The 23170-nt window shown below is 49.6% G+C and carries 19 protein-coding genes; 5 read left to right on the top strand and 14 right to left on the bottom strand.

All coding sequences use genetic code 11. The features are described 5' to 3' along the window. The first annotated feature begins 1 nt into the window (after nucleotide 1). Nucleotides 2-751, top strand: coding sequence for a 2-dehydro-3-deoxy-D-gluconate 5-dehydrogenase KduD (kduD, locus tag H8B09_RS07710; RefSeq protein ID WP_191202944.1), 750 nt, complete (start codon nucleotides 2-4; stop codon nucleotides 749-751). Between the two features lie 194 nt (nucleotides 752-945). Here kduD and H8B09_RS07705 read toward each other — a convergent pair whose 3' ends face one another. The 5 genes from H8B09_RS07705 to H8B09_RS07685 form a co-directional block, all read right to left on the bottom strand. Then, a complete protein-coding gene (locus H8B09_RS07705; protein ID WP_224753402.1) occupies nucleotides 946-1668 on the bottom strand; it encodes a hypothetical protein in 723 nt (240 codons plus the stop codon). A 122-nt stretch (nucleotides 1669-1790) separates the two neighbouring features. Further along, on the bottom strand, nucleotides 1791-2441 hold the full coding sequence (locus H8B09_RS07700; protein WP_224753401.1) for an HAD family hydrolase: 651 nt from the start codon (nucleotides 2439-2441) through the stop codon (nucleotides 1791-1793). Between the two features lie 29 nt (nucleotides 2442-2470). After that, on the bottom strand, nucleotides 2471-3112 hold the full coding sequence (locus tag H8B09_RS07695) for an NAD(P)-dependent oxidoreductase (RefSeq protein ID WP_191202942.1): 642 nt from the start codon (nucleotides 3110-3112) through the stop codon (nucleotides 2471-2473). A gap of 159 nt (nucleotides 3113-3271) precedes the next feature. Then, nucleotides 3272-3691 carry an Rrf2 family transcriptional regulator gene (locus tag H8B09_RS07690; RefSeq protein WP_191202941.1) on the bottom strand — a complete coding sequence of 140 codons (420 nt, stop codon included), beginning with the start codon at nucleotides 3689-3691 and terminating at the stop codon, nucleotides 3272-3274. Nucleotides 3692-3881: 190 nt separating this feature from the next. Beyond that, a complete protein-coding gene (locus tag H8B09_RS07685; RefSeq protein ID WP_191202940.1) occupies nucleotides 3882-4856 on the bottom strand; it encodes a VanW family protein in 975 nt (324 codons plus the stop codon). A gap of 167 nt (nucleotides 4857-5023) precedes the next feature. On the opposite strand from H8B09_RS07685, the gene H8B09_RS07680 reads away from it, so the two are divergent. Then, complete coding sequence (locus tag H8B09_RS07680; RefSeq protein WP_191202939.1) at nucleotides 5024-6205, top strand: hypothetical protein; 1182 nt, start codon at nucleotides 5024-5026, stop codon at nucleotides 6203-6205. Between the two features lie 50 nt (nucleotides 6206-6255). Here H8B09_RS07680 and H8B09_RS07675 read toward each other — a convergent pair whose 3' ends face one another. The 3 genes from H8B09_RS07675 to H8B09_RS07665 are packed head-to-tail and all read right to left on the bottom strand — an operon-like array spanning nucleotide 6256 to nucleotide 8176. Continuing rightward, on the bottom strand, nucleotides 6256-6849 hold the full coding sequence (locus H8B09_RS07675) for a kinase (RefSeq protein ID WP_191202938.1): 594 nt from the start codon (nucleotides 6847-6849) through the stop codon (nucleotides 6256-6258). Between the two features lie 33 nt (nucleotides 6850-6882). Next, on the bottom strand, nucleotides 6883-7464 hold the full coding sequence (locus H8B09_RS07670; protein WP_191202937.1) for a GNAT family N-acetyltransferase: 582 nt from the start codon (nucleotides 7462-7464) through the stop codon (nucleotides 6883-6885). 37 nt (nucleotides 7465-7501) lie between these two features. Continuing rightward, nucleotides 7502-8176, bottom strand: a complete 675-nt coding sequence (locus tag H8B09_RS07665) for a 4'-phosphopantetheinyl transferase family protein (RefSeq protein WP_191202936.1) — start codon at nucleotides 8174-8176, stop codon at nucleotides 7502-7504. A 127-nt stretch (nucleotides 8177-8303) separates the two neighbouring features. Here H8B09_RS07665 and H8B09_RS07660 point away from each other — a divergent pair, with 127 nt between their 5' ends. Together H8B09_RS07660 and H8B09_RS07655 are read left to right on the top strand one after the other, a co-directional pair. Beyond that, nucleotides 8304-8753 (top strand): hypothetical protein, encoded by a 450-nt coding sequence (locus H8B09_RS07660; RefSeq protein WP_191202935.1) that lies wholly within the window; start codon nucleotides 8304-8306, stop codon nucleotides 8751-8753. A gap of 313 nt (nucleotides 8754-9066) precedes the next feature. Beyond that, entirely contained in the window at nucleotides 9067-9489 is a 423-nt protein-coding gene (locus H8B09_RS07655; protein WP_191202934.1) for a VOC family protein, read from the top strand. A gap of 129 nt (nucleotides 9490-9618) precedes the next feature. Here H8B09_RS07655 and H8B09_RS07650 read toward each other — a convergent pair whose 3' ends face one another. From H8B09_RS07650 to H8B09_RS07630, 5 genes are all read right to left on the bottom strand, one after another. Beyond that, nucleotides 9619-10581: an acetylxylan esterase gene (locus tag H8B09_RS07650; RefSeq protein WP_191202933.1), complete on the bottom strand. Its 963-nt coding sequence runs from the start codon at nucleotides 10579-10581 to the stop codon at nucleotides 9619-9621. Nucleotides 10582-10789: 208 nt separating this feature from the next. Further along, nucleotides 10790-12604 (bottom strand): glycoside hydrolase family 43 protein, encoded by a 1815-nt coding sequence (locus H8B09_RS07645; protein ID WP_191202932.1) that lies wholly within the window; start codon nucleotides 12602-12604, stop codon nucleotides 10790-10792. 223 nt (nucleotides 12605-12827) lie between these two features. Beyond that, nucleotides 12828-13574 (bottom strand): phytanoyl-CoA dioxygenase family protein, encoded by a 747-nt coding sequence (locus H8B09_RS07640; protein WP_191203752.1) that lies wholly within the window; start codon nucleotides 13572-13574, stop codon nucleotides 12828-12830. Between the two features lie 22 nt (nucleotides 13575-13596). Next, the gene (locus tag H8B09_RS07635; RefSeq protein ID WP_191202931.1) at nucleotides 13597-14595 is read right to left on the bottom strand and encodes an AraC family transcriptional regulator; all 999 of its coding nucleotides are present in this window, start codon (nucleotides 14593-14595) and stop codon (nucleotides 13597-13599) included. Beyond that, a complete protein-coding gene (locus tag H8B09_RS07630) occupies nucleotides 14582-15580 on the bottom strand; it encodes a Gfo/Idh/MocA family protein (protein WP_191202930.1) in 999 nt (332 codons plus the stop codon). Before H8B09_RS07630 ends, H8B09_RS07635 begins: the two co-directional genes overlap by 14 nt. A gap of 212 nt (nucleotides 15581-15792) precedes the next feature. Between H8B09_RS07630 and H8B09_RS07625 the strand changes: the two genes are divergently transcribed. Then, entirely contained in the window at nucleotides 15793-16878 is a 1086-nt protein-coding gene (locus H8B09_RS07625) for a Gfo/Idh/MocA family protein (RefSeq protein ID WP_191202929.1), read from the top strand. A gap of 73 nt (nucleotides 16879-16951) precedes the next feature. On the opposite strand, the gene H8B09_RS30985 is transcribed toward H8B09_RS07625, so the two are convergent. Continuing rightward, nucleotides 16952-22969 carry a rhamnogalacturonan lyase family protein gene (locus H8B09_RS30985; RefSeq protein WP_191203751.1) on the bottom strand — a complete coding sequence of 2006 codons (6018 nt, stop codon included), beginning with the start codon at nucleotides 22967-22969 and terminating at the stop codon, nucleotides 16952-16954. Nucleotides 22970-23170 lie beyond the last annotated feature (201 nt).

Below are 23170 nucleotides of genomic sequence, written 5' to 3'. Positions count from 1 at the left end.
GATGCTATTCGACCTCACAGGCAAAACCGCACTCGTCACCGGCACGTCCGGCGGCCTTGGCGCAGCAATGGCAATCGGCCTCGCAGAGGCTGGCGCTTCTATCGTTGCAATCTCTTCTTCGAACAGCAACAGTACGGTTGAAGCAGTACGCGCAATCGGCGGACAGATCGAACAAATCTCTGCCGACCTCTCCCAAGCAGATACGCTCGAATCGGTATTCGAGCGCGCTGTAAGCTGCTTCGGCAAGATTGATATTCTCGTCAACAACGCTGGCATTATCCGCCGCGCACCTGCGGCTGAACATTCGGCAAAGGACTGGCAGGATGTTATTGACCTGAACCTCAACTCGGTATTCTATCTGTCTCAACTGGCAGGCCGACATATGTTGGAACGCGGCAGCGGCAAAATCATCAACATCGCTTCCATGCTCTCCTACCAAGGCGGCATCAACGTTCCTGGGTATACAGCGAGCAAGCATGCTGTTGCCGGATTGACGAAGGCTCTTGCTAACGAATGGGCTGGCCGCGGTGTCCAGATCAATGCGATAGCGCCAGGCTACATGACGACGAATAACACTGCACCAATCGTAGCCGATGAAGCACGCTTCAAATCGATTACGGATCGTATTCCAGCTGCACGCTGGGGAACACCTGACGACCTAAAGGGTCCCGTTGTCTTCCTCGCATCGGCAGCATCCGATTATATGAACGGCCATGTGCTTAATGTAGACGGCGGCTGGCTGGCGAGATAATAAATTTTCTACCCGCCTAAATCCTCCCTGCAAGGGAGGACCCCCGGGGTTGGAGAGCCCCGGGACCCCGGAAGGGGTTGGTAGTGCGACAAAGATCTCTATGATTTACGTAGTGCTAGGAGTCGCGTGCCCCGTTGGGATACAACTTTTGTTCGAGCGTACTTAAAAAACGCGTTGCTTATGCAGCGTTTTTTTTATTTCGTCTGAGGTTGTGCGTTGTAGGCTTCTTGGATATCAGCAAGCTTCGTGAGAGTTGGCTCAATGTCTTTCACAAATCGTCTCTTCAACTCGATGTCGGCAGCTGGGTCGTCCTGACTTGCTGCAAAATCTGCTGATTTCTTCAACAATGTCATAGTTGCTTCAAGTTCATGCAGCTCTGCAGCAACATCTGCCATCGTTTGTTTCGTCCTCGTATCAAGCACCTTCGGCTTCGCCTTCCAATAACGATAGCTCGCGTTGTAAGCCGCATTCCAGATGTTCCCTCGGAAGGCTAGCATAAACAACTCCTGCTGCTTCGAAGACGTCATAATAGAACGATTAATCATCAACTGAGGATCCGCATTGTCGGTAGTGTCATCACAAAATTCAATTAATAGCAACAACCGCTCATTCATACTCTCTCCCTGCTCTTTGGCAGCATCAAGCAGCTTCTGTATAAGTGCAGGAGTGTCCGTATCCTTCACCTTACTAATCGCATCGAACACATCAGCCAGAGGCTTATAGGATGGTGTTTCTTGTATAAACGTACGGAAGGCGAGGTCGGTCTTGGCCTGATACAGCTGTTTGATTGAATTTCGATTCGCCTCTTCAACCTCCAGACGATGCTGACACCAGAGCACGATTAGAACAATGACAACGACGCTGATCGATAGCAGCTTCGGTATTCGGATAGCTGTATCCACCCTTTCTGATGACAATTTCTCTTGCTCGAAGTATGTCCAGCCGCCCCCCCTTTATCGCTCGTTCAAAATAAAGAAAGCCGAGCATCGTATCCCAGCGCATATCTGCGCCAGAATCCAGCTCGACTTTCTCCCATTATTTATTGCAGCTCCACAATTTGAATCGTATCGAGCAGCTGAGACAACCGCGTCAGTCTCGCAATTGGCTCTACGCCTCGTGAAGCAAGCTCCTCATCCTTCGTCTGATAACCAACGAATCGGATGCCGGCATCAATGGAACCTCTCCCATCGATCCAAGAGTCGCCGATCGACAGCCAATGCTCCGCCGGAATGCCGGTTCGCTTAACGACCTCTTGGTAGCCAGAAGGACCAGGCTTCATCTCCGTCATGCTTTCCCGTCCGACGATCAGTTGAAACCGTGAAGCTATACCCGTTCGAGTTAGTGCTTCCGTCGCTGCTTCTTCTGCATTGTTCGTAACGACGACGAGTACATATTCCTCTTCAAGCGCCGATAGCAAAGATTCCGCCTCGGGCTCAAGAGTCGCATCGCTCATGCCAACAATCTCATGCTGCCTAGTGATGCGCATCGTCTCTGTATAACGGCCAGCATCCAGCCCTTGACGCTTAGCCTGCTCAATCAGCATGGAAGTCGTATACTCCGTCAATTGCAAGCCCTGTTCTAAGAACCCTTGAGCCTGCAAATAGTTGTATACATCCCGCTTCATCGCACCGAAGTCAATGCGTGACTGCAGCAATGTATTGTCCATATCGAAAATAATGCCTTTGATCAAGCCGATCTGGGTCACCCCGCCAACAATCGTTATTTCGCTTCGCCAACGACAGTGAAGCGGCGGTTCTGATGTTTCGGCTGCTCCAATTCATCAACGATCGCAATCGCATAGTCCGCATAGCTAATATAGCTGTTGCCTTCCGAGTTGACAAGCAATTGATCTTGGCCTGCCGTGTATTTACCTGTACGGTTACCAGCTGGATCGAAGAAGGCCGATGGGCTGACGAATGTCCATTGTACGCCTTCCGACTGCTGCAAATCCGCAAGGTTCTGACCTTGGCTGCGCGCGGTTGCCAGATAAATCGCCGGGAATTCAGGCGTATCGTACAAACGTGTAGTCAGAGCTGGATCGACGAACAGACTGCCTGCCCCGCCGACAACAATCAGACGTGTGGATGGTGCTCCTTTGAGCGCTTTGATCAGCGCTTGCCCTGCCTCAATATGCAAATGTTCTTGACCACCTGGTGCGCCAAAAGCGTTCACTACAGCATCGAAGCCCTTTACGTCTTCTGCTTGAAGCTGGAACACATCCTTCTGAATGACTTGAATCGAAGAATCCTGAACCTTCGATGCATCACGGACGATTGCCGTTACTTCATGACCACGTGCCACTGCTTCCTTCACGATCTCCTGACCTGCTTTGCCGCTTGCTCCAATAACTGCGATTTTCATTGTTGAACGCCTCCTAAAAGTTTTTTTGCTGCTGCTTCACTGCAATCCTTCCTTGTAAGCAAAAAAAACTTACTTCGGAAGCAACAGCTGTTTTTGGTATTAGTAACCGTTACAGTTACAATTAAGGGTAAAAAAATGATACAGCTTCAATCTAAGCGGTTAACCCTGCGAGACAATCGTCTTTGTAACCTCTGCGACACTCGTCTTGGCTAGCGATTGCTCCAGTTCACGCTGCGCATCAAGAAGCGGTGGCATCAGTGCATTTTGAATATTGCGACCAACCATGCACTTAATGTTCGTATTCTGATGGACCGTGAACAACACGTCGTTCTCCGGCAGTTCGACTGCACGATAAACATCGTACAACGTGATTTCAGTCAATGGACGAACAAGCTTAATGCCTGTTACGCCTGGGCGCGATTCGATAAGACCCGATTTGCTTAGCAAGCTCATAATACGCCGAATCACAACCGCATTCGTATTTACGCTGCCTGCGATACGCTCCGACGTTATTTTGCCAGCATGGACATCAATCAATGACAAAATATGAACTGCTACGCTAAATCTGCTGCTTATCATGATCGATCCCTCCTGCCAATACGCTGTCGTCTTGGTTGTAACTATATCAGTTACATTAACAGAATGTCAATCGGTCTTATACAAAAAATTCGATTTGCTGCCACTCGCCTCATAACAAGCAAATGTATATGCCCCCGGTGCCATCAACAACCTGACATTGGGAGCATACACACATAACTGCTTCATCCATTCACGGAAGCGATGGGAGCGTGCTCTGAACGCCGCGTTCTGCCCGCACTTCCTCTGGCAGTTGCTTGGATGCATGCGGCACTTCGCGTGGTTTATAGTGAATCATCTCGTTCGAATGGATCGCGATGTACACTTGGCCATGCTGCGCGAATGCGCGAATTAGAATCGGCATGCTGTATTTGTTCTGGAATGCAAAATCTGGACCATTCCAACTAACTGTCGCATCACGCCCATGCGGCACATAATGCACATTGCGGCTGTGCGAATAACGCTGCACGATATGAAGACCAGCGCGATCAGCCGCATTAAACAATGTAGATGAGATTTGACAGATACCGCCGCCAATATCTTCCGACATTTCTCCCCGTACAATAACAGGTGCCCTCATGTAGCCTTTATCAGCCGTTCGCTGGCCTACCACTGCATTAAAAGAGAATACCTCGCCAGGGAAAACGACCGTGTTGTTAATTGCGTTAGCCGCAAGCGAGATATTATGGGATCGGTTCTTATTGTTCGAGTTGTAATAGGTCGCGTAATGACCGATCGCCTTCTCTTTTATTTGCGCAAGCAGCTCACTGTCCACCTTCGGGTAGACGGGCTGTTGAGGAACTTCCACCTGTGTGCTTCCGCCTTCGATAAGAAAACGATAAATATTTTCGGCTAATACGGCCCGATCCAGCCTTGCTCCCGATTTCTCCATCACAATACGGCCCGCACTGTCGAGCTTGGCATTCACCGGCGGACGATCCGTACGCCGAGCAAGATCGTCTCCCAGCTTATCCAGCTGTTCATCATAAACGAACGGTTCGCCAATGGCCCCAATTGTGTAGTGCTTGCGGTCGACCTTGGCAACGGGCTGTCCCTGCTGGACGATCGTTAATGTTCTAGGAAGCTCAGGTTTATAAGGGACTGGAATCGGCTGCGGCTGCGGTTGCTGCATGAGCATTAGCATTAATGCCAGCCAAGAAAAGACCATTGTCGCATACCCCCTGCATTTATCCTCTGCTAATGTGCCTTACTTTCGCTCCGCTTATGCTGGCATGCAGCAATAACCAACTTACGCAATGTCGGAAAAGCTACATAGTGAGGGCGATACAAGATAACAATACAAGTCGGAGTATAGTTAAGGAGGAGAAATACAAGGTGAAGCAGCATCATCATCGCTATCGGAATGGTCATACTGCATTTGTTGTTATCATTAGCTTCCTGCTGGCTGGCATCTTGCTGCCTAACGATTCCTATGCCTCCACCGAAGCTGCTGCTCGCCGTCCAGTTGCTCAGCCCCCGAAGGTCATCATGACGGTACGGGCTGATCCGGATGCACAGCTCGAAAGCCAGCTAACGATTAACAGTCCGATCATAACCAAAGCACTGCAGAAGGTTAGTCAGGAATCCGTTAATCAGGTGAATTTATATCCCGACATCGAGCTTACAATTATGCAGCAAGGCCAGCAGAAAGCATATAGGTTGGAGAAACAAGGCAGCTTATGGGATGAAACAGCCCATAAGCGCATCATCATTTCGACAGAAGCGGCACAACAACTGCGACTGCTGGCTGTACTGCTTCGTGAGCAGTATTATGGCAAGCTGATCGATTGGTCGCAGGCAAGGGAGTTGGCGCCGCGTAAAGGCATTTTTTCGATTACCGACATCGCTTCCGGCAAATCCTTCCGAGTGCAAAGGCGAGCAGGCAGCGACCATGCGGATGTACAGCCGTTAACGAAAGAAGATTCCCGCATAATGAAAGAAATTTATGGCGGCGAATGGAGCTGGAATCGGAAAGCGGTTCTCATTCATACGAATGGACATTGGATCGCAGCGTCCATGAATGGTATGCCGCATGGCGGGGATGGGATTCCTGATAATGATTTCTCCGGTCATTTCTGCGTACACTTCCTCGGAAGTACGACGCACAAATCGGATGAACCGGATGTAGCCCATCATCTTATGATCTACAAGGCTGCAGGCCAGGTTCGTGAATATTTGGACACCGCCTCCCCGGCTCTTCTTGCAGCAAGCTTTGTCGAGGCGATGGATCATGACGAGCCTTATCTGCTCACGCAAATTGCAGTCGGAATGCCGTCTGACAAAGTGGCGGAATGGACGAAACAAATGCCGGATATTCGCACGATTCGAATCGATAAGCCGCATAAGTCAAACGCATCGGATGGGCAACCGATTGATAATGGCGCATTAACGACTCAAGTAAGGCTCAACGTGACCCTGATGAAGCAGTCCGAGCAGCGGTCATCGTATCTGTTCCATTTCAATCGCAAGTCTTCACAATCGAGATGGGAGCTTACTGATGTAACGACTGGCAAGTGAAAGAAGACCGCAGCGGTCTTGTCAGGACTGCTGCGGTCTTCTAATTTGGATCATTCCGAACTAATAATCATATCGGCATTGGCTAATGGAGCTATTGCATTCATATAGAAGTCTTCAGCTTTCCAATACCTTAATCCGAATTTGTCAAGGTTAGCCTTGGCAGATGCAGATTCACGTTCGAATCGTTTCTCCCTTGGACAATCCAAATACACGACGAAGTCAAAATAGTCCCGCCACTCTGCTCGTTGAAGGAATACACCTTCAACAATCAGAATGCAGTCACTGGATAAGGCAACAGTCTTATCGCCTAATTGATCCAAACAAGAGTCGTAGAAGGGAAGGCTTATCTCTTCTGCTTGGCTTAACTTTGAGAATAATTGTTCACGTAATCGTTCAACATCCCATTGAAGGTTGTAATACTCGTACCATTGATCGAATTCAGTGTCGTATCTCTTCTTGCGTTCCACAATGTAGTCGTCGATGTGGAAGATGCAAACAGCTTTCCCGTGTCGAAGCAATCGCTCCCCCAATTCGACTGTAAAGGTGGTCTTCCCTGATCGACTTAGCCCGTCAATCCCAATGATTAGTCGTGAGTTCGTATGGCGGCTTAAAATAGAATCCGTTACCTTATCATAATCGACCACGCCTTCACCTCTCCAACGACGACTAACAGAAATTTATTCCCAGAACGATAAGCGCCCCTTCAATACTTCGATCGCTTGTGTTGTCTGATTAACGAACCCCCCTGGTACAGGTTCTTCCCATTCAAACTCAAATCCTGCTGATCGATAAAGCTTAATTGCACGATAAGCCCATGTCGAGGTAGGAATGTACATGACACAGTCGCCTTCGAGCTCTATCATATGTTTGATGCCAGCCGCAATGAGCGCCTTCCCTAACCCAACTCCTTGATGCTGCGGCTTAACGGCTACTGCGTGAACAAAGGGATGACGACGTTTATCCGTATAGTTCCACCAGGCTGTAAAGGTAGCCACTTTCTCTCCATTTGCTGCTTGTATAAACAAGGTTCTTCGCATCAACTCATCCTGAAAGGGCAAGTATCTCGTTGTAAAATAAACCATTGCCTCGTCCTGACTATCAAACTCCAGCACAGAAGCTTCAATGTCAGCCCAAGCCTCTTCGTCGCCTGTCTGATAATGGACGAAGGAATAGCCTGAAGGCAACTCAACTTGCGGCACTGCAGTTCCCGCCGCTCGCTTAAGGATTACCCTGTACCACTTCAAACTTCTGTCTAACATAGTTCCTCTCCCCTTTATCTACGCCACTCTTTGCTGCTTACAACCAGTCTATTGTTGACCAAGTGTTAATCTTCGACATTTGTTGTTCCTTACTCGAACAAACGGCAAGTTTATAAGCTTCATCAATCTCCAATAAACATCCCGAGAAACGTTCATATGGAGCAGGTGCTCGCAGTTGGATTACACCATCGCATTCAAATCGAAAAGAGAACGAATCAAGCGGCATCGACAACCCCTTCCCCACTGCCTTCACGAAGCTTTCCTTCAGCGCCCATAACTCATAGAACCGATTAACACGCTCCATCTCGGGCAGCTCCATCAACTGTTCATGCTCAATAGCAGAGAAGAAACGTCGTGAGATTTCCATATCGATCGGTTTGATTTGTTCGATATCAATCCCTACCGGCTCATCGCTGATCGCACACACGACCCAATCTCCTGAATGGGAGACGTTATAATGCATCCCAACAGGATGCACGAGCTTAGGTTTTCCGTGAGCATTCGCACCAAAGACGATCGCGTCATTGTGTATGCCGTTCCGTTCCATTACAATTCTACGAACAACAAGCTCCGAGAATAAGCTCCTTACGGCGTCTGCTTCGATACGGAAGCGTTCATATCGGCGCTGTCGGTCAGCCGAAACTTGCTCTAGCAGCCGTCGGATTACATAAGCTGGCAACGGCTCTATGCGAACAGTGAAAAGCTCGAGCATTGGCGAGGCTCCTTAATGTGAAAGTACTAGGTTCCCTTTCTTAAGGGTTGACCCTGTAGTCTAGTAGATATAGAATTCATTACATGTAATATACTGGAATTCAATTTCAATAGGAAGAGGATATTTCATGCGTGCAAGCACATTTCTCAACAAGCTGTTAATCGGTATTACAATCCTAGCAATATTCTGGTACTTCTATTCACTCATTCATAGTAATCAACGCTATCAGCTCCTCCAAGAGCAAACAGACAAAACATTTCAGAGGCAATTAGCGCAGGTAGGCGAATGCTTTGGCCAAGAGATGGATGAGACGGCCTTTACCCGTTGTATCGCGGCCGTTACAGCCGCTGCTTCTATTTCACACCTGACATCCTTCACACAAACGCAAGACGGCGAAACATTAGATTTCATCATGAACCAATTTATCAATGAGATGTATATCCCTGCAAATAAAACGACGATAATAGATCATCAAGGTGAGTTGAACAGCCTGTTCTTTCTATTAGCAAGGGACCCCGCTGACAAACAATTGACCAAACAGCTGAAGGACTTTGTCGGCAGTCTGAACTCCATTTAGAACCTATCTATCAAGAAGAGCCTGCTTCTCATCAGAGAGCAGGCTTCTTTCTTGTCTACTTCTCCAATCTGCTGTAACGGATATAATCAAAATCGGCTATCGGTTTCTAGGGATGGCAGTTGGAGCAGGATAGGTAATTACTTGTGAAATCGCATTTATCATAACGTGCTGCCCCCTCGATGCTTAGCTTCTATTCCTCATTGTAAAAGGGTAGAAGGGACAAGCCTATCGCAATTTCGCTAGATTCGTTGTAAATTACACTTACGATAGCTGCAAACATGTAGGGCACATTTTAGAATTGGGAGGTTAAAGGATGAAACCACGAATAACGGTTTTAACACTCGGAGTAGATGATTTAGAGAAGTCACTCTCTTTCTATCGAGATGGCTTGGGGTTTTCTACAGATGGAATTGTTGGCCAAGAGTTCGAGCACGGAGCCGTCGCTTTTTTCGACTTACAGGCAGGTCTGCGTCTTGCAATTTGGAATCGAAATGATATCGCCCATGATACTAAACTCCTTAAAACAACGGCAAGCCCAACAGAATTTACGATTGGACATAATGTAGGAAGCAAACAAGAAGTTAACGAGTTAATGGAACAAGCACAGAAAGCGGGGGCTGTTATTACAGTCCCGCCTCATGATACTTTCTGGGGAGGTTATTCAGGATACTTTCAAGACCCTGATGGTCATCTATGGGAAGTCGTCTGGAATCCGCAATGGGAAATTGAAGAATGAAAAACTGATTCCAATATAAACGATCAAATAATCGAACTAGCAGAATGAATACCAAACATAAACCCACCTTCAATAGGTGGGCTTATGTCTTGTTAGACAATTTATAGTGTGAATGAACTGAGCCTTATTTTAAAACCAATCCCTAAACCATTTGTTCAAATAAGTAAGTTTAACCTCCGTTTGCGTCGACCCGCCGCCTTCATGGCCATTGAACGGATAGATCACAATCTCCTTCTCGCTTTGAATACGGTTGTACGTCGCGTAATACATTTCTGGCGGACAAATTTCATCCTTTAACGCGACCGACGCAAGGACTCTACATGTGATTCGATCTGCCATATTCATCGTGTCAAAATAACTTAACGTGTCAAAGACAACATCCACTCGTTCAGGATGCTTCTTCACATACTCCGCCACACTAGCAAACGCACCATGCATGCCTTCCACGCGGCGAACAAGATTGCTGTTGCTAGGCACATCAACCATTGCCAATACCGGTCTGCTGTCCAAGGCCGCCATTGCCATCGCAAGCGCGCCGCCCTGGCTTCCGCCCTCCACCACAATACGCGAATTATCTACTTCCTCTTGCGCACAGGCGAAATCGATAGCCTTCATACAATCCATGTAGACGTAACGATAATAATACTCGTACTTATCATGAACGCCTTTGCTTGCCAGATTCGCTGAGAATCCGCTCGTCGTTGGCGCGCTGTTGCCTGTTTTGCCGCCTTGCTCTCTGCAATCGACGGAAAGGACGGCAAATCCCATCATCACCCAATGCATGAAATCCGAAGCTTCTCCTCGGTTATTCGAGAACCCATGATAATGAACGATGCAAGGATATTTCTCCTTGTTCAAGAAAGCAGGAACAATGTATAAGCCATGGATTCTCGTTTCATCCATCCCGCAGAATTGAACATCGTAAACATCGACATTAGGTATCGGATAATCTCGTTTCGTTCTAATAGGCTGCAGCGGCACATTCTGGGCTTGCTGAATCGTTTCGTCCCAGAATGAGTCGAAATCATGAGCCCGGGTTAACGCGGGATAATAGGAACGGAATGTTGATGTCGCTTCTTCGATATAACCCATTATTATTACTCCCTTGCTTGATTTGATGTCTAATCTATTTCATTGTAGTACAGTTATGTACATGTAAACAGGTCATGAATTAAAGGTTTTCCAATGAGAATAAGGCATAGACCAAGCAGCTTAATGATTCTCCTCACTCCAAGCTTAGTATCTTGAATATAAACAAGCCCCCGACGAATCGGAGGCTTTCATACACTTCTATCAAACCCTACAGCTCGACCTTCTTCATCAACCCGTCTTCGCCGAAGAACAGCTCCGTCAGGCAAGTCTCACGGTGGAAGCCTTTTCCTTCCGTAAACCGCGTGAGCGGTGTAACGAAGCGGTGGTACGCGATCCAATACTGATCGCGTCCTGGCTCGCGCATAATCGAATGGTGCGCAGTGCCGAGCATGTCTTTGTCTTTATTTTTCTCAAGAACCGTGTAGCGATATTGAACAGGCCCGTACAGGTTCTCCGATGTACCATAGTTTACATGGTAGTTCTCGCTGCCCGTGTCATCGCATGACCAAGTGAAGTGATAGAGTCCGCCACGCCTCAGGACCGTAACCGCTTCGCGGAAATCGTGAAGACCGTCAATATTCGCCATCGTATCTTCAATGACGCTTACCATGTCATCGCCCAGCTGCACAATTGCGCCATCGCTATTACCGAACAGCATGTATGGTGTACCATCTTCGTCGATATAGATGGACGGGTCAATCGTTTGACCCATCTTGATGCCGAGGCGCTTCATCATGTCCATCGTTACAAGCGGCTCCGGCTGCGCACGGAATGGACCAATTGGAGTATCTGCTACAGCGACACCAATTGCGCTAACGCCGCTTTTTTCCTTGCCGCAGAAGTAATAGTAATAGCGGTCATTACGCGTCGCAATCGCTGGCGCCCATGCGCTGCCAATCGCCCAAGGAACGTCGTCCGTTGCGAGATCCAGAATGAGGCCTTCATCCTTCCACAGGCGGCGGTCATCGGAAGAGAACACGTGGAACTGTGTGCCCGACCAGCCATCGAAGCCATCCTTGGTCGGATAGATGTAATATTTGTCACCGAACTTCGCGATGTCCGGATCAGCGAATTGTCCAGGCAAAATTTGTTGTCCATCGCCGAATACTGCAATAAGTCGAGCAGACTCCTCCGCTGTAATCGGCATGACGCCGCCGTGACGTTTTTTTGTTTTACCCAAGTCGAACTGTCCGTCTTCTAGCACACGGAATTCACCGCTTGCAAGGTCAGTTGTAACGAGAGGCAGATAACCTTTGCCCTCTGCGAAACGGTCTACGATGAGGCACCATTCTTCACGATCGTTGAATTTGAAGATTTGCGGCCCTTCCACGCCATGCAGCGCTTCCAGAACAGGTGCGTTCACGTTCGTGAAAGCATCTTTATCTAATGAAGTACCACGTTCTACGCGAATGTTCTTCGTCGTTTCGTCTTTGGAATAACGGTAGTACGCGCCGTTGCTCTCGATAATCGTCGTGTCGATAATATGGTTATCGCGCACGATGTACCGCTCAGCCGGCGTGAAGTTGCGGAAATCCCTCGTTCTCGAGCTATAGATTTTGTGCTTCCGTTCGTCTTCGCCCAGATCCGTCGTAGCAGATGCCCAGAACACGAGAAACTCGTCTGCTGCTTCGTCATATACCGTCTCAGGCGCCCACAGACAACCAGCACCTGGAATCGCAAGCGTAACCGACCAAGGAGAAGTCCAATTCACAAGATCCGACGATTCCCAGATGATCATGTCGCGGCTTCCTTCGTTTACTGCGCTCCCCCAGCCTTTGCCACTCGCAATACGAAGATCCGTAGCAATAAGATAGAACTTGCCATCCTTAGGCGAACGCACTACGAATGGATCCCGTACACCCTTCTCTCCCAACTCCGAACGAAGAACAGGCAGACCTGCATTCAAATCCTTCCAGAACAGTCCGTCCTCGGAATACGAGAAGTAAACCTGCTCCCCATCTGGCTGTTCACCGATAAAATGAACCAAAAGATACCCAGTATATGCGCTTTCATGAATGGTCAAGTGAAGTCCTCCTCAAGAGTGCTGAATGTATAACATAGAATCCACAGTTAAGATGCGGCAAAAATAATCAGCAAATCTATTATATACTTCCAGCATCGTTGCAAAATATAACATTATGTTCGCCCAATATAATAAAAATACATATAAAACGGTTTCGATCGAACAAACGAAAACCCACCCGGCTCGTTACCGGGTGGGCATCACTCTCAATACGAATCTACGGCTAGTATAGCGGATATTTCTGACGCAGATCTTCACGGTGAAGGATGTTGGAGTCCTCGCGGATATAATGACATACATACGACCGACGCCAGCGGTCCTTGCTGCGGTTTTTCTTGGACGAGTGGATAAGCAGTTCGCTGAAGAACAGTATATCCCCTTTTTCCATAATGACAGGGATCTGACGACTCGTGTCCACGCCTTCGGTCTCATCGGTCCACGCTTCATTCTCCTCGATATCCTTCACTGCGCCATGCGGCAGCAATCCGAGCTTATGCGTCCCCGGCATGACCCAGAGACATCCGGTTTCTACATCGATCAAATCTTCCATAGCCGTCCAAGCCGCTATCATCGTCATCGGATCATTTTTAATATAATAGTAGTCTTGATGAGAAGCTTGACCTGGGGAACCCGGTTCCTTATAGAAATACATGCTCTGTACGCATACCGCTTCCATCCCCATCAATTGAGCCAGCGCTCCCCGAACAATGGCATGCTTCATCAGTTGCCTGGAGAAGCTATCGTGCTTGTGCGGATTGAACAGACGCAGCGCATATTTCTTAGCAGGATCGACAGCAGCCCACTCCGGCATCGGGTCTTGATTCCGAATGTCATAGATATGACCATTAAATGCATCGACTAGATCCGAAGACATGCCTTTCTTAAACAAGAAATAACCCTGCTCTCTGAAAAAAACGACTTGTTCCTCGGTCAACGGCTTGAGTAAAGGCGCTGGCTCTGTAGGGTTCATCACATTCCCCCGCTTCCTTCTTCTAACTCCCTAAGATCGATTCATGTTCTACAACCACGTACTGCTGTCGATATTCAAGCGGCGTCAAGCCGAACCGGCGTTTGAACACTTGATAGAGATAATTCGTGTTAGTGAATCCATGCCGCTTGGCAATGGACTCCACCGTATTCGTCGATCCTGTAAGCTCTTCGCAAATCCGTTCCATGCGATATTGCTCTAGATAACTGCTGAACGAATCGATCCCGTATTTGGTAAGGATACGCTGCAGCTGCCTGCTGCTAATCTGGATGCGATCGGCAACCTCCTGCAGCGTAAGCATGCTGCTGTAATTGGCGTGGATATATTGAAGCGCCATCTCGTACCGATGCTGTTGTATCTCACGAGATGGTTGAAGCTGCTGGCCCTTCGAGTTCACCGTCGCCTTGGCGGCACGAATTAGAATTTGGATCAAACATTGACGTATCGTTGTATAGGCGCCAAGCTCCCCTGACTGCCATGCGAGATACGCTTGAAGAAAACAAGGCATCGCCTCATACTGATCCAGCAGCGGACGATGCGGAAAATCGATAAGTGCCTGCACGCATGCTTCCGCTTCTTTTCTCTCCCACTCCGAGCTTCCGCCTGATACGCTCGCAGAATCCATATCTGCATCCGCGTCTGCAACTCGTGTAATCTCCACACGTAGGCTCAACTCATCCATGCCAAGCCGCGCATCTGCTGACTGCTGATGGACAACGCCAGGACCGGTCAGGTAGAACATACCGGGGTTTAACTTAAACGTCTGATCGACAATCGTCACCGTTCCCTTGCCCCGCGGGACAAAATGAAACTCGAACTCCGCATGCTTATGGAACTTGATGAACAAACCTGGCTTAAACGTCGTCAAATGCCAGTTCAAGACGCGAATCTCATAACCACCCCATAGGAACCGCAAGTCCAGCAGTTCAAGCGCGTTCATCTTCTCCGCCATAATTGCATACGGATAGGGCTGTGATATCGGTTTAGCGTTAGTTGAGTTCATCGAGTTCATCGATACGAACCGTTCTGCCGTTTGCGACCGAGCGGTTCGAGGCTTCCATCAGCACCGTAAGATCTCTTGCCATTCGGATATTGTCCGCAGCGACCGTATCATTCTGAATATGCTCAACCCATTGCTGGAACGCAGAGATACGATCTGCTTCCTTCTCTACTTCCAACCAATGCTGATCACTCACCTTATTGCTCCGGTACAGCACTTTATCTTCCGGCGTCCCGTATAGGAGCGATCCTTCCGTTCCATGAACTTCAATCGTGAAAGGCGAATGGGCATTAACGAAACCAGCTTCTACGATCCCAATCCCGCCGTCTGCTGTCGTCAATATCGAGACTGCATTATCTTCCACTTCTTTACCGGTTACATATCCATATGAGGCCTGTACTTGCACCGGCATACCAAGGAACAATCTTGCCAAGTACATCGGGTGACAGCCCAGATCGACAAGCGCTCCTCCGCCGCATTGCTCCTTGTTATAAAAATGTGCCGGCAGCCAGTCTGCCGTGGCACCATTATGCGATAAACGGGTACGCACCTGCGTAACCTGACCCAGCAGACCGTCTCGTACAATTCGCTCGATCGCGGTCGTATAACCATGATTCAATCTTGGCAGCGAAACAGTCAGCCTCACGTCCGATTGCTCAACAGCCGCGATGATCTCATCCGCTTCTTGCGTCGTAAGCGCTAACACTTTTTCTGTGAATATATGCTTGCCAGCCTTTGCTGCCCGCACCATAATATCTCGATGCACGTTCGTTGGCGTATCCACCACTACGCCATCAATATCTGCACGTGCAAGCAATGCATCCAGATCCGCGATAAAAGGAACGCCCAGCTTCGCTGCAGCTTCTTCTCCTCGCGCCGGTTGCTCATCCCATACAGCGACAACCTCAGTGTCCGGATGCTGCTGCACTTCCTTCGTATAATCCCAAGCATGAACATGCCAATAGCTGAGCATCGCGATTCTGATCATCGTCATGCACTCCTCTTCTTGTTTCACTATAGAATTAAGACTTTATTTTAACTTAGCATAACGGGAATAAGACGAAAACTAGAACTTTAAGACATGAAGACTACACTATTACGACATTGCATATAACATTTCGGACATCTTATTGACCCACACTTACAGGCAAACCTATAGTAGGGACAGAATGATAACTTCAATCCTAAAGGAGATCAATCATGACCGAAACGTTACGAATTGGAATTATCGGCTGCGGCGGAATCGCGAATGGCAAGCATCTTCCAGCCTTAAGCAAGAACAAATATGTGGAGCTAGTCGCATTCTGCGACATCGTTGAAGAGCGCGCGGTAGAAGCAAAACAGAAGTATGGCGCCGAGGAAGCTAAGGTCTATACCGATTATCGCGAGCTGATCAAGGATCCCTCGATTGATGTCGTACATGTGCTGACGCCTAACGATTCCCACTCTTATATATCGATCGATTCGCTTGAAGCAGGCAAACATGTCATGTGCGAGAAGCCGATGGCGAAGACCGCTGCTGAAGGCAGAGCTATGCTGGAAGCAGCAGAGCGTACGGGCAGAAAGCTGTCGATCGGCTACAATAACCGCTTCCGTCCAGACAGCCAATATCTCAAGCAAGTGTGCGAACAAGGGGAGCTGGGCGAGATCTACTATGCGAAGGCTCATGCTATCCGCCGTCGTGCCGTTCCAACTTGGGGCGTATTCCTCGATGAAGAGAAACAAGGCGGCGGACCGCTCATCGATATCGGTACGCATGCACTAGACCTTACACTGTGGATGATGGACAACTACAAGCCGGTATCTGTTACGGGCTCCGTATTCCATAAGCTCGGCTCGAAGGCTAACTCGGCGAATGCCTGGGGACCTTGGGACCCTGCCAAATTCACGGTAGAGGATTCGGCTGTTGGCTTTATCAAGATGGCGAATGGCGCCACGATTACACTTGAAGCAAGCTGGGCGCTTAATTCACTTGAAGTGGATGAAGCCAAATGTACGCTTTGCGGTACAGAAGGCGGCGCCGATATGAAGAACGGCCTGCGAATTAACGGCGAATCCAACAGCCGCTTGTTCGTGAAGGAAGTTGACCTCTCTGCAGGTGGCGTTGCATTCTACGATGGAGCATCGGAACGCGATATCGACGTCGAATGTGCAGCATGGATCAACGCGGTGCGTAATGATACGGAGCTTGTCGTGAAACCCGAACAAGCACTTGTCGTTACCGAGATTCTCGAAGCGATCTACCAATCTGCGCGCACTGGCCAGACGGTGTATTTCGATCGCTAGATCGTTACTCATACTCTTCCCATTCATACCAAAGGGTCGAACAGCGGGAACACGCTGTTCGACCCTTGTGATTTTACTTCGTTACATTCACAACCATAACCGCACTCTCCGTCACACCTGCATCGTTAATGAGCTCTACGCGATATTCGTATTTACCCTTCGCTCGGCCTGAGATGACGGTCGCAGCTGTTTGTGCTGCGGGCGTCTTCGCCGTCAGCGATTGCGTGTCGATGAGTACGCCATTCTCGTACAGCTTATAACTCGTGGCATTCGTTCCCCACCACATGTTCATCGTCACCGTATAATCGCCGTTGTTATCCCAGTTATCGTTGGATAGGACTGGGTTGCCTGGCGATGCATCCTTCACCGTAACCGTCAATGATGAGCACGCCGTCGTCCCCCATGAGTTAATAAGCTCACAAGTATACGTATACTTGCCGTTCGCTTTGCCGCTAACAGACGTGACTGCTGTCTGAGCTGTCGGCGAGTTGTCGGTCAGTTTCTTCGTATCAATGAGTACGCCATTCTCGTACAGCTTATAAGTGGAGCCATTATAGCCGTACCACATATTCATCGTAATGTTGTAGCCGCCATCCAAGAGGCCTGTATCATAGCCGTTGTCGCTCGACAATACCGGCTTGCCAGGAGCGCCCATTGCTTTCTCTTCCGACTGCGCCGCCGTATATTGAATGCGTGGTGCAGATGGAAGCGTCATACCCGCTCCGAGGTAGAAGCTCGTATGCGGCGGTTGGTTATAGCCGCTGTTCTGCCATGCTACGCCGAGGCGATATACCGGATCATGCATCAGCGTACGAATCCGATAATCCGTCATGTCTGTCGTCGTGTAAATCCGCATCTCGGAGCTGTCAGCCGAACGCCAGATGACCTCCTCTCGCCAATCGCCGAACAGATCGGCTTGCAGCATTGGATTGCCCTTTGTCGAGTTGTTCGACAACGTGCCCGTTGCTGTGAAGATGTTATCTGTTGTCTTTGTTTCATAGTTCCACTTATCGATCTTGCCGACACCGGATTTCAGCGTCGTATCCCACTTGTGATCGAGCAGCTCTCGGAGCAGATCGCCATCCCACCAGATCGCAAAGTTCGTCGATGACGGAATTTTGGAGCTGATAAGCTGCCCTTGCGCGCTGTACAAGCCTGTGAGCTGAACCTGCTGCTCATCCGTCACAGTTGTTGCCCACATTTCCTCACCAGCATAATTCGGATCAAGATCAGCGGATAAACCGCGGCCCGTATCGATTCCTGTACGAACGCCCCAAATAATTTCACCTGTAGCCGCATCATGCATCTCCAAGCCATAAGGAGAGTCGGTATGCTCATGCACGTCGAACACTTCAAGGCCTGGACGCGTCGGATCGAGATCGCCGAAGTGCATAGCATCGCCATGTCCTAAGCCTGTTGAATAGAGCACTTCACCGTTATCGTCAAGCGTAAGCGATCCGAACATGATCTCATCTTTGCCATCCTGATCCACGTCTCCAACCGACATATTATGGTTGCCTTGCGCGGTGTAGATGCTGCCGTTCTCAATATCATTCGTATCGAATTTCCAACGTTTCGTCAGCTTGCCATTATTAAAATCATACGCAACAATAACCGTTCGCGTATAATAACCGCGGCTGAAGATTACGCTTGGATGCTCTCCGTCTAAGTACGCCACCGATGCGAGGAAACGGTCGACGCGGTTGCCATAAGCATCGCCCCATGCACTCACATCGCCACGTGGCGGGTCATAATTGACCGTCGACTCTGCGCCGCCCGTCAAACCATTGAATACGGTCAAGAATTCATCGCCAAGCAGCACATAACCCGAGCTGTTGCGATAGTCCTTCGAAGCATCGCCTATTACTTTGCCTAGGCCGTCGATCGTGCCGTCAGCCGTTTTCAATACAACTTCTGCCTTGCCATCGCCATCTAAGTCATACACCATAAACGGCGAGTAGTGCGCGCCTGCACGAATGTTCGGGCCGAGATTGATCCGCCATAGACGAGTGCCATCCATCCGATAGGCATCCATATAGACGATACCCGTATAGCCAGCTTGCGAGTTATCTCTCGCGTTGGAAGGCGACCACAACATCACAATTTCATATTGGCCATCGCCATCCAGATCGCCTACGCTCGCATCACCAGCGCTGTACGTATACGGCTGCCCATCCTTCGTGTAAGCATCAGCTGGCTTCTGCAGCGGAATGGACAAGTATTGTTTCGACCATACGCCGAATGCCTTCGTTGCCGGGCTCTCGATGTTGTTCAGCACCTGCGTAATCCGGTATTGCGATTGATCCGTACCGCTTGCATCGAGATAGTTCGTGCTGCCCGTAATTGGCGTCGCATTAAGCTTCACACCGTCACGGTAAACGTTGAACGCAATGGTGTCTGGATCAAGACCGAGCATACGCCAGCCGATATATACGCCATTCTGCTGCCTCACTGCTACCGGGCTGCGGTCCAAATATTCCATATTGCGATAAAGCGTTGTTACCGCTTCGGTTGCAAGCACACTCGATTGTGCCGAGATGCCGCCTGCATTAATCGCAGCAGCTTTGTAGTAATAAGGTACAGTGGTCAGTACCGACGTATCGGTATAGTTCGTTTCTTTCGTTTTGCCAATCAGCTGGAATGGTCCATTAGCCTTCGATGCGCGGTAAACACTGTACGCTCTAGCTTCATCCGAGCCTGTCCATTGAATCGTCACGCTGTTCTTGCCAATCGACTGCACCTTCAGATCGGTTGGCACTGGCGCAAGCGCCACCGATGGGTCGATCGTGGAGATGGAGAGCTCGTTCGAAGCTACGGACTCAAATCCCGTGTTATCGACCGCAGTTACCGAGTATACGTACTGCTGTCCAACATCACCTGTTGTATCACGGAAAGTCGTCGTGCCCGATACTTCACCCAGCAGTTCAGCGGTTGACGCATCTGACGCCTTACGGTATACCCGGTAAGCTGCTGCGCCATCGATTCCTGTCCATGACAGCTGCGTTTCTACTGGGTCGCGGTCAACTTGAAGCTCATCCAACTTCAGAGCTGTCGGCGCAAGAAGGATTGGCGTAATCTCCAAGCCATTCAGATGCGCGGTCTGACCGCTAATGATAAAGTTCATCTGGCCGTCACGAACGGCGACATTGTTGTATACCTTCTCCGCAACATTCTCTTTGCCTGATGCAATCGTTCCATAATCTTTGCCTTCAATTACGACATTCGTACGCGTGGAACCAATCCAGTCCCCAGTATACGATTTGACAGAGTAATAGCCATTAGGCAGATCGACCTTGAACTCATACGAGGCACCAAAATAAGCTACGAAGTCGCGGCGCAAAGCATCTGTAGCAGACCCGCGATCACGATCGATCATGCCCGTGCTGTCTGTAAGGCCATAACCCCGTTCAGGCGTATACAACACGCTGCGTGTCACTTCTGTATAACCTTCTGCAACAGGAGCTCCGACTGGGCCAAAATCATATTTGTACTTCGCAGATTTCGTATCAATCGCAACCTCATCCGAAGGAACCGATTCACCGGCGCCGTTCACGCCCGTTACGCGAACCGTATACGATTGGCCTTCAGCCATGCCGCCCATCGTGAAGCCGGCGACAGTCGCTGTGCCGACCATTTGATAGGACGATTCCGGGTCGGATGCGAGCTTACGATAGATTTTGTAAATATCAGCCGTTTCATCGGCATTCCATTTCAGTACCGCACCCGCGTTGCTGACGCTGCCTGCAATAAGTCCTGTAATCCGTGCTGGTGCATGGGCTGGCAGCTCGGCTTCCTTAACTGACTGTGCAAGCGGCAGATTCAGCTGCTCTATACCACCTGCGAGCAAGCGAGCGAGCTGGATCGCTCCGTATTCTTGGAAGTGGGTATTATCAGCAGATCCAGTAGGGAATGCCTGATAAACACCTGGATCGGTATACAGGAATACAGATGCCGTTGCTGCAAAGCCAATCGAGTTGTAGTAATCGATACTGAGCGCGCTCAGATCGACCAGCGACACCCCTTTGTCAGCGGCTGCTTCCTTCATGGCCTGTACGTATTCAGGGAAACTGACGTTGAATTTACCCGTATCGGCGTTGTAGTCGCGGCGGCCCATCGGCGTAACGAGAATCGGGATAGCTCCGCGCTGAAGCGCGCCTTCAACATAGTAATTCTCCAGATAGTTCTTATAGTCCGCCGGCGAAGCATAACGCTCAGGAATGCTGATCGTTGCATCGTTATGACCGAATTGAACGAGGAAATAGTCACCTGGCTTCAGGGCACGCAGTACAGTATCGAGACGTCCTTCGGTGATGAAGTTTTTCGTACTGCGACCTCCGATTGCTTGGTTGTTGAACGAGACATCGTTGTTGAAGTACCTTGGCAGCATTTGACCCCAGCCCGCCTGCGGTTCCCAATAAGGGTCATACGTTTGTACCGTAGAATCGCCAGCGATGTAGACGGTAGGGATTTCGCCTGGCTGACGGTCTGGCAGTCTCGTAATGACGATCGAGTTGATCTTTGCTGCTGTACCGATGAAGTTGAAATTCAGTTGACCATCAACAAGTGCGATCGCAAATTCCATCTCTAGATATTGTCCTGCCGTCTTCGCGGTCTGCTGTACCTTCTGAATGCTCTCCACGTTGATTCCTACATCCGTCGCATCTGACGCATCACCTGCAACGATCGATACCGTGTAGTCGCCATTCGGGAGATCTACATTGAACGAAGTGTCCTGCACCAATGCAAAGTCAGAGCGAATCGGATCGGATGTTCCACGATCTGTCGTCGTTACTTTCGACGCATCGGCGAAGCCGTACTTCAGTGCTGACGTATACTTATTCACCGAAGTAACACGAATATAGCCGTCTGCAAGCTCGCCATTACCAAAGTCGAACCGCTGTACGCCGCCTTCCGGCAGTTCTGCTGGCGGTATGTATACCGTGCTCGATACGGTTGCCGATGCAGCCGATTCGCCTACTTCATTCACAGCGATAATCTGATAATAATTGCGTTTATTCGTATCTGCGCTCGTATCCGTATAGGAAGGGGTTGTCGTCTGTCCGATATCGGTGAACGTTCCGTCTGCTGCATCCGAACGGAGGACGCGGTAGCTCGATGCTCCATCCGTTACGTTCCAATTCAATTGCACTGAACCTGCACTAACATCGCTGACCACAACACCCGATGGCACTGACGGAGGCTGCGGCGCAGGGATTTCGCTTACGCTTGCAGGTGCGCTGCGCTCCGATTCCAATCCGCTTGCGCTTATTGCCGAGACATAATAGGAATAACCGTTGCCTACCGTAACCGTGTTATCCGAATAGGAGGTGTTTGCCGTTTGCCCGATCAATGTAGGCTCGCTGCCTGCACTGTCGCTGCGGTATACCGAGTAATTCGCCGCTTCCGCAACACTGCTCCATGCGAGCGACACGCTGGAGGACGTAAGTCCAATGACTGTAAGTCCTGTCGGCGCTGCCGGAGGCTGCTCGACAACCTGCTGGATAACGAGGCCGTTCAGATAACCACCTGCGCCAGAGCCTGTAACCCCAACTGTTAATTGACCGTCGCTTACCGTTGTCCGATAAGTCGCCGAGGCAACCGCTGCTTTGGCGCTAATACTGCCTGCCGTGACACCTTCAAGCGTAAAGGTCGTCTTCGTCGTGCCGCTTCCAGTCAGGTCGCCAGAGTAGGCCGTAACATCGTATTGCCCATTCGGCAGATCCACTTTGAAGGTATAAGAGAGGCCGAGCACAAAATCGCTCGTCATATCATCGCTGCCCGCAACGCCAGAACGAAGACGTGAGGCAACCGCTTGATCGAACCCATAGCCCAATTCTGGCGTATACAGCATCGACTCGCTTACTCTCGTATAATCGTTCAAGACCGGGCTTGTCGCCGTGCCGAAATCATATTTCTTCACGATCGGATCCACAGCTGCTGCATGAGCATCCTGCACACCGACCGCTGGCAATCCCGATACGAATGTCGAGCATACGAGCGCCGCAGCTAGAAATGACTTGAACCCCTGTCTACGAAAAGATACAAAAGAGCCTCTCGCCGAATTCCCAGTCCTATTATATTTTATTGGCATATAATCGCTTTCCCCGCTTTCTGGTTTGGTCTGGTAGTCGAATCCTGATGTACGTGTCAACCGCTATAGATTGCAAACGCTTCCAAGAATTCCGAACAATGAGGGGGTGATCCTATTCTACATCCGCCCCTATCTAACTAGATTGTGTTCGCACCTCTCCTCTCACCTTCGTCCATATTGTGGCGACGCTTCCATTTATCA

Origin of the sequence: Paenibacillus terricola, assembly GCF_014779765.1 — a bacterium.
GTDB lineage: Bacteria > Bacillota > Bacilli > Paenibacillales > Paenibacillaceae > Paenibacillus_T > Paenibacillus_T terricola.
The sequence above is the reverse complement of the archived record's forward strand: the minus strand, read 5'-3'. Positions and strand labels throughout refer to the sequence as shown.